The organism is Vibrio sp. SCSIO 43135 (assembly GCF_023716665.1).
GTDB lineage: Bacteria > Pseudomonadota > Gammaproteobacteria > Enterobacterales > Vibrionaceae > Vibrio > Vibrio paucivorans.
Window position 1 is genome coordinate 1,671,544 of sequence record NZ_CP071859.1, and the last position, 14,129, is coordinate 1,685,672.

Here is a 14,129-nt window from a genome sequence, read left to right on the forward strand (position 1 = left end):
TATAGGGATATCACGTGGACGCGTTTAAAAAAGTAGTATGGCAAGAAGGGATGTTCATAGCCCCACAGCATTTTCAACAACAAGACCGCTACGTTCAAAACTATATTCGTCAAAATGTAGAAACTCTCGCTGGATTCTCTCCGTTTTATGGCATCACAGATTTTACTATCAACCACGACTTGCTAAAAATTGGCAAGTTGGCGCTACCGAGTTGTGCTGGCGTTTTTCCTGATGGTACTCACTTTGAAGTTAACAATGAAATCCTATTGGAAATTCCTCAGGGTACAATTGAGACGGTGGTATATATTGCTTTACCGATTTCGCTACAGGGTAACAACGACTACAGCGAAAATGAGCAAGATCAAAGCCGCTATCTCACTCACCCTATTAATGTCTTTGACACTTCAACGTCTGAGAACGCAAGCGTAGAAATAGATGTTGCGCGACTTAATATAACGTTGAAGCTTGAGTCAGACGACACTTCAGGCTTTACCCTTATTCCTGTATGTAAAATCCTAGAAAGTAATGAGTCTGGCGAGGTTGTATTAGACAGAGCATTTATTCCTGCTTGTTTACACTATGGCGCCTCAGCATTTCTAACCGAGCGAGTAAAGGAAATACACGCCCTGGTCAGTAACCGCGCGCAAAACCTTCTGAAACGGATTCAAGCAGGCCAGGGGCAGAAGAGTGCTCAGTCCTTAATGCAAGACTATCTATGGCTGCAGACACTGAATACATGGATGCCTTGGTTCGATCTCACGATTGCAAATTCAAAGCTTCAAACTCATCAGTTGTACAGCAAACTCAAACAGTTTGAAGCGCAAGTAATGGCGTTAACTCCTGCTATTCCAGATACTTGTGAGCCACTTAAATACCATCGTTTATACGATAGTTTTAACCCACTCTTTTCTAGCTTGCGAAATATGCTCACACTCGTCCAGCAAGACTCAGTGATAGAGTTCAATTGGGATAGTTCGCTGTTTGAAAAACGCCGCCTATTAAGAACAATCATCAAAGATGCAGCGAGCGTTGCAAATAGGCGTTTCGTTCTCAGCGTTAAATCTTCCATCAGCACATCCGATTTAAATGAGCTGTTCCCTATTTCTGCGAAACTGAGTAGTAATACTCGCATCGTTGAGCTAGTGCGTAACTCTTTGTCTGGTATCGCTTTATCTCCTCTTCCTCTCGCCCCAAGCGAACTCAAACCAATGCAAGGAGTGGCCTACTTTGAAGTCGATACCTCTGATAAAACATGGAAAGATATGCTTGAACAGCGTGATGCTATAGCACTGCACGTAGATGCGCGTATTCCAGAGCTCGAAGTCATGCTTTATGCGTTGAGGTAGCCTAGATGGACTATGTAGATGAAGAAACGCTCGTTTGGGATAGAGACACAGGCCAAGTTCAAGATGAAACTGATGGCCTTTCTCAGGTTAAGCAATCTCACGTAAAAGCCTCCAGCGCTCAAGTGGAGTTTCTGAGACACTTTGATAAAGCAGAAAACCAACTGATCAACATCAGTAGCGAATTGTTGTCTACCACTTTAAAAATCTCAACACTACCTGAGCCCGAAGATTTATCAGTTCTCCGCGAGCAACTGATTCAGAGTATCAACGATATCAAAGCAAAAGGCGCAGAACTTACCTACCCCGTGGCGGTTATAGATAAGCTTTGCTTCTTGTACGCTGTCGTTATCGACGAGTTCATTATTTATACTGAATGGGGCGAAAAGCGTGGCTGGGAAAACAAAACCTTATTGAGCCAATTGTTTGGAATGCGTAACGGTGGTGAGTTGTTTTTCTCAGTAGCGGAAAAAGCGGTAAGGCAACCACATAAGCTTATCGATTTGCTAGAGGTTATCTACATTTTCCTCAATATTGGATTTAAAGGCCAATATCGTGACTCTGGTAACGACCAATTAAAAGCCTTTGTTCATCAGCTCGAACAGGTTGTCAGCCAATACCGTCAAGGCAGTGGTATTCATTGTAATATCAAAACTAAAATGCCAAAGACACGTAAACCGACACGTCGTAAACGCTACCTAGTCACGACACTGTTTTTCGGCTGTCTGATTGCCACCAGCATAGGGTTAACCTATTTTTGGTACGATAAAACACACCCTCAACGCGCTCGTGATTTCAACTACCTTCAAGACTTCAGTCAACGTTACGTTCTTTCAGGAGAAGTAAACGATATTGTTTTCATTAGCAATGATCAGGATCTCGACGTACTCCCACAACGAGCAAGTAAAGTTGAGCTCGTTGATACTCCAGCGCCTCAGTCTCTTGCTACTAGCCAATCAAATTGGTTGGTTCAATTGGCAACATTCTCAGCCAAGAGCAATGCAGAAAATTACCTAAGCAATCTTTCGGCGTCTAAGTACGAACCGGTTATTGATCAATACAAAGCCTACTACCGCGTGATTGTACGAACGAAAACAGCGCAGCAAGCAAGAGAAATTAAAAATTGGTTTAAGGAAAACAACCAAATTAACGCCATCATCGTTCGCAATGAAAAAGCGCTACCTAGTGAAGAGAGTAAGTAAACTATGTCGTCAAATAGTCAGTCTTCAAGTAAAGATAGCAAGCAGCAAAAGAAAAGCGGCAAACTAAAAGCAGTCTTAGTATCTCTACTCATTTTCGTATTGGTATATGCACTCACTTCGGGTGGGCTTTGGTTTACTTCTTTCCAAGATCAGCTTGCAGCATTGTTAATCATTGGCTTTGTCACCGCCCTGATCGGTGCTTTTGTTACCTATTGGTTAATGACTAAATCAAAGCGAAAATCGGAAACTAATTCTCAAGAGCGAATCCTAATCGCAAAGCGTAAAAAGCTTTTAAGTCAGCATTTCGCACGCATGCTTAAACTTCAAAAGCGCAAGAAGCGCCTTAACAGCCGCTACGACCAACCTATTTACCTTATGTTGAGCTCCGATCCCCAGCAGGACAAAACGGTCATTACTCAGATGGGTTACGAAGCCTACAAGCTCGACGACTTTGGCAATGACATTGAGTTTCCTATCCTCTTTTGGCTAAGTGAACACTCGATCCTAATCTCAGTAAGTACTGGCGAAGATCAACATCCAGAATACCTTAAGACCCTTTGCCAATGTTTAATGAAGTGGCGTCCAAGACAGGCTGTCAACGGTGTATTACTCACTACTGAAGTGTCTCTATTACTCGATTCTAACGAAAGTATTTCGCAATATGCTGACGAAATGAAGTCGGTCATCACTACATTCAATCAGACCTTTGGGCTTTCACTACCTGTCTATAACGTGGTAACAAACTTGGGAAGCATCAGTGACTTCTGTCAGTTCTTCTCCGGTTTTGATGAGTCAAAACGTGACGATGTGTTCGGCGCAACTATCCCTTACCAGAAACATGGCGGGATCGATGCTAACTGGTTTAATGAACAATATGACCATTTGATTGGCCAGCTAATTGCAAATATGAGCAATGCTCTTTCCGGGCAACTAAACCAAGAATATCGAAACTCGATTGCTAGCGCGCCTTTTCAATTCGGACTTCTCAAACAAAATCTATGGCAATTGTTGCAGCGCCTGTATCGTGGAGAACAGCTGAGTGACGGTTTAATGTTTCGCGGGTTTTATTTCACCCACAACGGCCAAGACCATGAACAAAATGATCTGCTGGCAAGTACCATCAATTACTCTCTAGGCAATGAGTCATTCCAACAGCACGAGCAGATTCCAGTACACCAAACCTTGTTTGCGCAGCACTTGATGTCCCATGTTGTCCTTAATGAACACGAATTGGTTGGCGTCAATAAACGCAAAGAAAATTCCCTACTTTTTGCTCAAGTAGGCTACACCTTTGCGTGGGTCGGCCTTTTTGCTGCGACGCTCGCTGTACTTAAGCTCGACTTTGATTATCAGAGTCAACGTGAAGCACGAGCAGACGCAATGCTGGAGCGTTATAAAGAGGCCATCTCAGCTTCTCCTTATGACATTGAAAATATGGCTGGGAATATTCCTAATCTTTATTCCTTACATACAATCTACTCGCTATACCTTGAACCAGACCCTTGGTACACACTGCCCTTTATGCCAAGTTCGAGTATTAAAACTGACGTAGAAGAAGCATATTTTACTGAACTCGAGCAAGTACTTGTTCCATCCATGGAGAACACGCTAGAGAAAGACCTGTTTGTTTACGTGAATTTGGAAGATCAGGCAAAAACCCTGTCTTTGCTAAACAACTATCGTCTGCTGTTCAACGAAAAGCGAACCAATATCGAAGAGCTAAAAAACTACTTCGTAAACTCTTTGAAAGATCAAGGTGAAGCAGACAGTGCGAATGTTGCTCAATTGACTATCCTGCTTGATGAAGTTTTCGCTAGAAACCTTGTACCGATCAAAGCAAATACTGACTTAGAAAGTTTAGCGAAAAAGGTCATCAATCAAACGGGCGTCGAGACGCTGCTTTACGACCACATTCTAAATTCAGATTCATTTTCCAATCGTATCGACGTTAGAAGTGAGCTAGGTAGTAACTTTCAAACTCAATTCAGTTTCTCTCCAGAATACGTCGGCTACCTTGTCCCACATATTTACACTCCAACTGGATTTAATGAGTTAGATCTCTCTGTTGATTCACCAATACTTAGAGAAGCACTCCAAGCCTATGAAGGTGTAGCAGGAGCCTCTCCGAGTGCAGCTGAGTTGCACCGCATCAGTAGAGATTTGAAACAACAGTATCAAAACGACTACATCAATTATTGGCGTGATTTCGTGCGCCACATTGAAGTAACGCCAGTTACCACACCAAGCGATCTCAATAGAGCGGTCAATACGCTATCTATCGCCTCTGATAACCCACTCAGCAACCTGTATACAACCGTAAGTAAGTACACTTCTGTTGAGATCATGGCTCCGCAACCAGCTGACGCTGCGAACCCAGACGCGCCGAAAGAAGAACAACTTCAAGACGTTGATAAGAAAGAAGCCGCAAGACAAATCACGCTTAGCTTCCAGCACTATCACAAAATGATTAAACCCAATGAGCAGAATCAGAAGCCGATCGATATTTTGCTTGAATACTTCACCGCCAGTCAGAAATGGTTAACCAAGTTCTATGAATCGAACGAGCCAGAAAAGCTGGCTTACCAAACCCTGTCGGCAACACTAAAAGCAGAAAACCCAATTTTGGTTCTCTCTCAACAATCTTCAGGGCACCAAGAGGTTATTCAACAACTCATAAAGAACATAACCAACCAAGCTAATGAAATGGTTCTCTCACTTGCTCATGAACACCTGAACAGCTCATGGAAATCGGAAGTATATTCACCGTACCAGCAAACCCTTGCTTCTTTTTATCCATTTAATAGAAGCTCAAAAATTGATGCGAGTGTCGCGGATGTAAAAGCATTTTTTGCCAATGAGGGGACAATAGACACCTTCCACAATACGCGCCTGAAAGGTTTTGTTATTCAAGAAGACAACACGCCGTTTCTAGCGGGCCTTCTCGATAATAGTGGTTTGGCACTTGACCCAGAACTGTGGCAAATGATCGACAAAGCTAAAGACATTCGTCAGGCACTGTTTCTTTCCGATCCAAACAACGTGACGGTTCAGTTCAAACTAAAAGCAACCAGTATGAGCCCAAATCTAACAGAGTTTTCAATCTCTGCTGATAAGGCCATTTTTACCTATCGCCACGGCCCAACACTATGGAGTGAACAAGCATGGCTGGGTGACGCTCAGCTTGAAGAGAAGCTGAGTATTAACCTAAAAGCGCAAACAGCTTCAATAGCTAACGAAGACTATAGCGGTAATTGGAATTGGTTCCGTTTGATCGAACCACGAGTGAAAAGCGCCAACGCACAAAATACTCAAGTCGAGTTTGAGTACGGCGACAGTAGCGTAAGCTTATCGATTAAGACGGCAGGCCAAGCTAATCCATTTGTCCCTGGGTTCTTTTCCGGCTTTACGTTGCCAAATGATATCTAGCACCCCACCATTTAACGACGGGCCCACCGGAAAAACAGAAGTGAATAAGGAGCCGCCTTTTCAAACTATACGGGTACAGATTGAAAAGGCAGGCTACCAAATTATGGGGCAGCTCAAGCCTCATATTTGGTGCGCTAATCACAAAGCATATGGCAATGTCGTTATCAAACTGGCCTCAACACGATTGCAAAAGCTGCAACTAAAGCAAGAAGCCGAATTCTTAACCCGACATCAATCAAATCACTGGGTACCGATACTCGAATATGAACATTATTCGTTAGTAGATTGGGCCGTGTTACCACAAATAGATGGAATCAATTTAGGTTACTTCAGCCGAAAACATAAGCTTTCTAATAAATTAATCCGCTCCATTGAACGGGGGTTGCTCTCATTGCATCAATACGGTTATATCCACGGCGATATCAACCCAAGCAACATCATGGTATCTGCTGAAGACAGAGCAATGCTGATTGATTTTGGCGGAACAATGAAGCTAAACGCTCCCTACCCTAAATACGTGGCTGGTAATCCTAAATACTCTCGCTTCACCCACGTGATTGCGGACGATCAGTACCCTACAATTGAGCGTGATTGGTTTTCACTCGCTGTCACGTTAGCAAGCTGCACAGCCTCGCACCCATTTGGTGGCAACGAAATAGACACTGTCATTAAAAAAGGAATGCAGCCTCAAATGACTAACATTCCTTCAAGATATCAAATGATCTTGTTAAGTGGCATCAAAGCTCGAACTTAACCTAAGGCTAAACTAAAGAAGCTTAGTCTCTATCTGTTGCTTTCGACTATCTGCTTAGCGGCTAAGACTCGCTCAACGGTATCAACAATTGCTTGGGTTTGAGGATCAAACTCCACATTGATGTGATCGCCTACTTTTCGGTGGCCAAACAACGTGCGCTCCAGTGTTTCTGGAATCAAGTGGACGCTGAATCGGTTTTGTTCCACTTCCCCAATCGTTAGCGAACAACCATCCAAGCCAATGTAACCTTTGGCTAACACGTATTTCATCACATCCATTGGTAAAGTAAACCAAATGGTGCGATTGTTCGGCGTATCAATGACATCACTCACTTGCGCCTGAAGCGAAATATGACCAGACATACTGTGTCCGCCGATTTCGTCACCAAATTTGGCAGCACGTTCAATATTTACCGCGCCCCCTTCCTTTAGCTCACCTAAATTGGTAAGTTTGAGTGTCGCTTGCATCAAATCAAACGAAATAAGCTCACCATCTATCTTTGTTACTGTTAAGCAACAACCATTATGCGCGACCGACGCACCAATGGTTAAGCCCTCACTCATGCTGCTTTCCAGCCTTACTGTATGAGTTTGAAAATCTTGCTTTTTGTCGATGGCAACAACCGTAGCCATTCCTTGAACAATTCCAGTAAACATTTGAATAATCCGTGAGTTTTTGATGGTGCTTAGTGTGACATTTCTTTATTATGCCGAGCAACACCAAATAGCATTTTCTCACTTGGTGTCTCTTTTTACTCACTACCCTCGTGTCAACATCGATTGATTTCTTCCTGGGTCATATATAGGAGAAACGTGTGCATCGTTATAAAAAAGAAGCATCAAATCTAATTAAACTCGCCACGCCAGTACTCATTGCTTCGATCGCACAAACAGGGATGAGCTTTGTTGATACCGTAATGGCAGGTGGAGTTAGCGCAACCGATATGGCAGCTGTGTCAATCGCGGCTAGTATTTGGCTTCCTTCCATTTTATTTGGTGTAGGCCTTTTGATGGCGTTGGTTCCAGTTGTCGCTCAGCTAAATGGCTCCGGCCGCCAAGTTAAAATACCATTCGAAATTCACCAAGGTATTACGCTTGCCTTGTTAATCTCATTCCCAATTGTTGGCGTTCTAATGCAAACCCAAAATATTATGGGGTTGATGGATGTTGAGCCATTAATGGCTGAGAAAACCAATGGTTACATGGACGCCGTTATGTATGCTGTACCGGCATTCTTACTGTTCCAAACCCTACGTTCTTTAACTGATGGTCTGTCGATGACCAAACCAGCAATGGTGATTGGCTTTATTGGTTTGCTTATCAACATCCCGCTTAACTGGATTTTTGTATACGGCAAGTTCGGAGCACCTGCACTAGGTGGGGTCGGCTGTGGTGTTGCTACTGCTATCGTTTACTGGGTGATGTTTTTCCTAATGCTGGGCTACGTGCTGACTTCAAAACGAATTGCCCACATTAACGTGTTCAGTCAGTTCCACCGTCCACAATTCAAGGCCGTTAAACGCCTATTTAAGCTAGGCTTCCCAGTAGCAGCATCAATCTTTTTTGAAGTAACCCTATTCGCAGTTGTTGCCTTGCTGGTCGCTCCACTCGGCCCACTGATTGTTGCTGCCCACCAAGTCGCAATTAACTTCTCTTCACTCGTATTCATGTTACCGATGAGTATCGGTGCCGCAGTTAGTATTCGTGTTGGCCATAAACTAGGAGAAGAAAGCATTGAGGGTGCTAAAATTGCGTCTCATGTGGGGATCATGGTTGGTCTTGGAGCCGCGATGTTTACCGCTGTACTGACTTTGATCTTCAGCGAACAAATCGCACGCCTGTATACCGACAATGGCGCTGTAATCGCATTGGCGGTGCAACTACTCGTATTCGCAGCGGTTTACCAATGCACGGATGCCATTCAAGTTGTAGCAGCAGGTGCGCTGCGTGGTTACAAAGACATGACCGCGATCTTTAATCGAACCTTTATCGCCTACTGGATTCTGGGCCTACCAACAGGTTATATCTTGGGTATGACAGATTGGGTGGTTGAACCAATGGGTGCACATGGTTTTTGGATAGGCTTCATCGTCGGCTTGTCCTCTGCAGCACTAATGCTAGGTATCAGGCTGCGTTGGATGCACAAACAAGACGACAGCACCCAACTCGAATTCGCTGCTAAGTAGAATCAAAACTCAAACCCAAGTAACGATAAAGGCCAGTAACTCATGAGTTACTGGCCTTTATCATTGCATTCGAGCGGGCATTAGTACGTCACGCGCTCTCTAACATACCGAGCAAATTTGGGGACACCGTTTTGGGTTAGCCCGTTATAACGAAAAGTGATCACACTGCCTATCTTAGGTGGGTTTTGCCTTTCTAGCTCAGAAAAACCACTCCCAATATAAAACTCCAATCCCGAGTCCAGCCGAACTAATAGTGAGCCCATCATACCCGCAAACTTACCGTTTCCTACTTTATACCCCACCACGGTTGCTTCCGTATCTTGGTGTTTTTTAAGCTTTAGCATATCGGTACTTCGCCCTGCTTGATAACGGCATGAAATCTTCCGCAGCATAAGGCCTTCACCTTGTTTGTCGGTAATATTATCGAGGTGATGAAATAGCTCCTTCTCCGATAGTATCGGGGTGTGTTCAATATATTTGATGTGAGCTTCATCCACTTGCTCTACCCAATATACAATGTTGTAGTAGCGCTTCTGATAGTCTCCCGCAGCTTCTGGCATATCAAAGATCATAAAATCAATCTGCTTCCAGAGCGTATTATTTGGGTACTTATCTAATACCGTCTGCTGAACCACATGGAAATTTCCACGCCCAGCCCAAAGCTCACCTTCAAGAGGATAATTTGGGAGAGACTCTGTAAACCACAAGGGCGCAAAAATCCGATGACCGTTGCGAGTGACCAGTTGGCTTCCGGTCCATATCGCACGAATTCCATCCAGCTTTTCACTCTTCCAATAATCTAAAACGTTGATGCCCGCCTGATAACTCTTAGCATTCATGACAGCGAGATCATAACCGAGCTCTGCTTCCGAATGGCTAGGCAGAGCAATAAGAAGTGCAATGGATAATGTCGACAGTCGTAACCGCATAACAACCCTAGTGGTAATCAAATACCTGATTATTTTGCTTGGTTATTGGCCAAACTCAACCTGATTCCAACCCGATTGCGACTCACCTCTGATGGTTGCACCACTAACATACGCTTGTGTTTCAAGGGTAAAACATACCTTTCTCAACATTGAAATTTTCATTCTCAATTTGAGAATTTCGATATTTCAATTTGAGAAAACTCTCCAGACCACTCCTATCACATTGATTTTAAACACAATAATTAATGGCACAGAACCTGCTCCTAACCTAGAAACAACATAGGAGATACCATCATGGAAATGCGAAAAATTGAAGCAAGCGACACAATCCTAACTCTTGTCATCAGCGGTAATTTAGATGCCGACGGAAGTCGAGATGCTCAGCCCCATATCGACGACGTGATCGCGAGAGATGAACACAATGAAATCGAACTAGATTTCCGCGAAGTCGACTTTTTGGATTCATCTGGTGTCGGTGCACTTGTCTACCTATACAAGCGTTTAGTCGAGCGTGAACGTAATATGCGTATCGAAAACGTGCGAGGCCAACCATTAGAAATCATTAATCTATTGCGTATCGGCCAAGCAATCCCTGTTAACTCAAAAACGCACTGATCGCACAGTACAAGAATAACTATAAATCACTAACAGGGGACGTTGGCATGAACTCATTTATCACACACATAGCCCTAACTGTATCCGTAGCCACTTGTATTGGTTGTACTAGCCATGCAGAGCACGGTACGGGGGGATTAGCTGAACAGTACACTGCGGCAGACTTCTCACCAGTAATGCCTGATGAACCGCTAGGTCCTGAACACGGTTTACGTTTTGATTGGCAGCTCGCCAAGCTACACCTAGATTCACTTATCCGTGAAGGTGCGAAATGGTGCTTCCCAGCAGCAGTCGTTCAAGCTTTGGAAAAACAGAATCGAATTGCACGCGAACTTGAAGGCGGATTACTACTCGATGCTGCAAACGACTTAGTCATTCAGCGTAAACGTCTAAACGAACTAGAGCTGCAACTTGACTATGTGACTTCTCAAACACGCTGCCAACCTCCGATGAATCAAAGCCAGTTCCAAATGCAGCTTGCCATCATCGATCAGCTTTTTGACCTACTGAATGTCGATAACCAGTTTGCTTATGACTCGACAGAAATTAACCCAAAATACATGGGAAAACTGGCTCAAGCGTCCAATATTTTGCGTGAACACCCGACTCTCAACTTGTCCGTTACCGGCCATGCCGATTCCACAGGTGACGAATCATACAACCAAAAACTCGCCATGGGACGTGCTAAACAAGTAAAACGCTACCTAACAATCTTTGGCTTAGAACCTAACCGAATCAAAACAAACTCTCTCGGCTCAGCGCTTCCTCTGTTCGAAGGCGATACCCCTGGAGTTCACTTAACCAACCGTAGAGTAAGCATCGAAATTATCTCTACTCAGGACCACGCAGCGCAGCAGCAAGGAGGTCGTTATGAATAAGCTAAGTTTGCTACTGATTTTACTGTTCACTGTATTTGTAAATACCACCAATGCTGAGCAAGTAAACATGTCAGATAAGACTGTGGTTCAGGTTGGTGACCTTATTCAAGTTAACTTACCTGGTGAAAGTACCTTGAATCGCGGCTTCCAAGTTGATAAACGTGGCCGTATTAACCTACCGGAAATTGGCCCACTATTCGTTGCAGGCTATGACGAAGAGCAACTAGAAGTGAACGTCATCCGCGCACTAAAAACTGTATTTCGTGACCTGTCTAACGCCAGCGTTTTCATCGCAGAACAGCAAATCCTAATTTCGGTTCAAGGCTATGTGAAAAAGCCGGGGGAATACACGTTACCAAACTCTGCTGATGTGCAAATGGCTTTGCATGCTGCTGGCGGCTTACGCTCAGGTGCTCAGTTAAACAATATGTTGCTTAAACGAGGTGGAGAGAAAACTAACTTTAACTACAAAGCCTTTCTAGATACTGGCGACGAGTCCCAATTACCGCCACTACAATCTCTGGATACATTATTTGTCCCTGCCTCCCCACTCGTGAGCAATATCGAGCAAACCTTTGATCCAGCGAAGCTCGCAGATTCCGGTGACAGCTCAGATAGCCGCAGTGCGATTAAAGTGTTTGGTGAAGTCAACGCACCCGGTTCGTTCTCTTACAAAGAAGGGACTGACCTAGTCGATATTCTTATGCGCTCAGGTGGTGTAACCCGTTATGCCACGGTAGAGCAGATCCGAGTCATTACCAACAATACGCCTAAACTATTCAACTTAAAGCGCTACCTTGATAGTGGAGATGTAAGCCTATTACCTGAACTTACTCCTGGAGCCACCATCTTTGTACCAAAGCAAGAAGAAGAAATTAAATCTGGATCCAATATGGTTTACGTCATGGGCGAAGTGGCTAAACCAGGCGCATTCGAAGGCAAAAAAGGCGCTACCTTTATGGATATCCTTGCTAACGCTGGTGGCCCTACCCGTTTTGCAGAATCTCGCCAAATTCGTGTGATCAAAGCCAATGGTCAAGTTATTCGTTTCGACCTAACGGCTTATACAGAGGGTCTTCGAGGTGGACGTGTACCAACTATCGAACCTGGCGATGCGATATTCGTTCCTGAGAAAACAGACATGAACGAGAAGTCTTGGCTTAAAGTCGCACCTGATCGCGCCGTCAGCGTAATAGGTGAAGTGGTTCGCCCAGGGCGTATCGAGTGGTCAGATGAAATGGATTTAATTGACTTACTTGCACACGTTGGTGGCCCTACTGGCCGAGCAGACACCACCCGAATTGAAGTTGTGACCGCCAGCCGAAAAACTCATGTATTCGACTTAGATAGCTTCATTCAAAATGGTGCTCAACCCAGCGAACTACCACATATCTCTGCAGGCGCAATAGTCAGAGTTCATGATTTGCCACAAGATCCGTCTGACAACAAAGCACAATGGGTACGTCAAAGCTCTGATTCTTCTATCTATGTGTTTGGCCAAGTTAATGCTCCTGGACGTTACAAGTTTACTAAAGAAATGCATTTCCTCGACATTCTGTCTGCCGCTGATGGCCCGACCAAAGACGCCGATATTCACAACATCCGCGTAACTCATCGCGACAAAACTTACTCGCAAGTCAGTAAGCTAAACCTTTCACTTTACTTTGAAACGGGTGATGAAAGCCTACTGCCCAAAGTGACCATGGGCGACACTATCTACATTCCAGAAAAAGACCGCAATTGGCTAGACGACTCTAAGGAATCTACCGTCAGAGTCCTTGGTGCCATCAACAAGCCTGGCCGCTACAGTTTTGACGACAATATGACCATCTTAGATATTCTGGCTGAGGCCGGCGGCCCAAGCGACAATGCTTATTTGGAGAAAATTTCGGTTGTGAACATGTCGTGCTGTCAAGGACAAGCTCGCACCTTCGATTTAATCAATTTCAGTAAAACTGCAGACATCTATCAACTGCCAGTCATTAGAGCCGGAGACACCATCTACATCCCAGATCGACGTGAAAGCTTTATAGAAAAAGCGCGAGTTGGCCTAGAAGACATTCTACGCCTAACCACCACCATCGTATTGATAGGAGCTCTGTAATGACTATTCCAGCGACCCATGCAGAAATCGAGCAAATCTATCTAGCCGCTGAGTTAGCAGGATGTCGCTCACTGTGTATTACGGCTTGCCAATCTGGTGACGGCGTCACCTCTATCGCAAGTGCTTTAACAGAGCGTTACTTGCTCGCAGGCCATAACACATTGCTTGTTGACCTCAACATGTTCAACCCAGCCTTTCGCACGCTTGAACTCAGCGAAAGTGATGACCAAAGCCAAGCACTTTGGATTGAGCACAAAGAGTCGCATCAATTGTTTACCGGCGTAGCAATACCCAACGACCGCTCTACTCAGCTTGCTTATAAAGACCCTGCATTAATGGCTAAAGCCGTCACCGCATGGAATCAACAGTATGACCGCGTGATTGTTGACACTTCACCACTATTGCAAGTTAACAAAGGAAATATTCCCGCACAAAGCGTTGCAAGCGCATGCGAAAAAACCGTGTTGGTCGTACGTGGCGGCGTCAATACCACCAGCCAATTACAAGCAGCAACCGAGCTACTCAATTGTGGAAATATCGAGTTGCTTGGAAGCATACTGAACATTAAGGATCAGCCTTCACTCAGCTTAGAGATCATCCGTGAAATCAGGAGAATCCCCCTACCTCAGAAGCTACGTCAGAAAGTTGAATCGTGGTTCTCACGTAATGAGTTTCTGTCCCAATCCGCTTAGC

Annotated in this window: 11 protein-coding genes; 9 read left to right on the plus strand and 2 right to left on the minus strand. The window is 44.5% G+C overall.

The genetic code is table 11. The features are described 5' to 3' along the window. Positions 1-14: 14 nt before the first annotated feature. The 4 genes from tssK to J4N42_RS07570 are packed head-to-tail and all read left to right on the plus strand — an operon-like array spanning position 15 to position 6,725. Positions 15-1,346, plus strand: coding sequence for a type VI secretion system baseplate subunit TssK (gene tssK / locus J4N42_RS07555; RefSeq protein ID WP_252027228.1), 1,332 nt, complete (start codon positions 15-17; stop codon positions 1,344-1,346). A gap of 5 nt (positions 1,347-1,351) precedes the next feature. After that, a complete protein-coding gene (gene icmH, locus J4N42_RS07560) occupies positions 1,352-2,545 on the plus strand; it encodes a type IVB secretion system protein IcmH/DotU (RefSeq protein WP_252027229.1) in 1,194 nt (397 codons plus the stop codon). A 3-nt stretch (positions 2,546-2,548) separates the two neighbouring features. Next, positions 2,549-5,971, plus strand: a complete 3,423-nt coding sequence (tssM, locus tag J4N42_RS07565; protein ID WP_252027230.1) for a type VI secretion system membrane subunit TssM — start codon at positions 2,549-2,551, stop codon at positions 5,969-5,971. 40 nt (positions 5,972-6,011) lie between these two features. Further along, positions 6,012-6,725 carry a protein kinase domain-containing protein gene (locus tag J4N42_RS07570; protein ID WP_252027231.1) on the plus strand — a complete coding sequence of 238 codons (714 nt, stop codon included), beginning with the start codon at positions 6,012-6,014 and terminating at the stop codon, positions 6,723-6,725. 29 nt (positions 6,726-6,754) lie between these two features. On the opposite strand, the gene J4N42_RS07575 is transcribed toward J4N42_RS07570, so the two are convergent. Continuing rightward, complete coding sequence (locus tag J4N42_RS07575; protein ID WP_252027232.1) at positions 6,755-7,381, minus strand: riboflavin synthase subunit alpha; 627 nt, start codon at positions 7,379-7,381, stop codon at positions 6,755-6,757. A gap of 158 nt (positions 7,382-7,539) precedes the next feature. On the opposite strand from J4N42_RS07575, the gene J4N42_RS07580 reads away from it, so the two are divergent. Beyond that, complete coding sequence (locus J4N42_RS07580; RefSeq protein WP_252027233.1) at positions 7,540-8,910, plus strand: MATE family efflux transporter; 1,371 nt, start codon at positions 7,540-7,542, stop codon at positions 8,908-8,910. Between the two features lie 80 nt (positions 8,911-8,990). Here the strand turns inward: J4N42_RS07580 and J4N42_RS07585 are convergent, their stop codons facing one another. Continuing rightward, the gene (locus J4N42_RS07585) at positions 8,991-9,839 is read right to left on the minus strand and encodes a DNA ligase (RefSeq protein ID WP_252027234.1); all 849 of its coding nucleotides are present in this window, start codon (positions 9,837-9,839) and stop codon (positions 8,991-8,993) included. Between the two features lie 294 nt (positions 9,840-10,133). On the opposite strand from J4N42_RS07585, the gene J4N42_RS07590 reads away from it, so the two are divergent. The 4 genes from J4N42_RS07590 to J4N42_RS07605 all read left to right on the plus strand — a co-directional run bounded on the left by J4N42_RS07590 (position 10,134) and on the right by J4N42_RS07605 (position 14,128). Beyond that, positions 10,134-10,454, plus strand: a complete 321-nt coding sequence (locus J4N42_RS07590; protein WP_252027235.1) for an STAS domain-containing protein — start codon at positions 10,134-10,136, stop codon at positions 10,452-10,454. Between the two features lie 47 nt (positions 10,455-10,501). Next, positions 10,502-11,332, plus strand: a complete 831-nt coding sequence (locus tag J4N42_RS07595) for an OmpA family protein (RefSeq protein ID WP_252027236.1) — start codon at positions 10,502-10,504, stop codon at positions 11,330-11,332. A gap of 67 nt (positions 11,333-11,399) precedes the next feature. Further along, a complete protein-coding gene (locus J4N42_RS07600) occupies positions 11,400-13,436 on the plus strand; it encodes an SLBB domain-containing protein (RefSeq protein WP_252030804.1) in 2,037 nt (678 codons plus the stop codon). Next, positions 13,436-14,128: an AAA family ATPase gene (locus J4N42_RS07605; RefSeq protein WP_252027237.1), complete on the plus strand. Its 693-nt coding sequence runs from the start codon at positions 13,436-13,438 to the stop codon at positions 14,126-14,128. The genes J4N42_RS07600 and J4N42_RS07605 overlap by 1 nt, the downstream gene beginning before the upstream one ends. Position 14,129 lies beyond the last annotated feature (1 nt).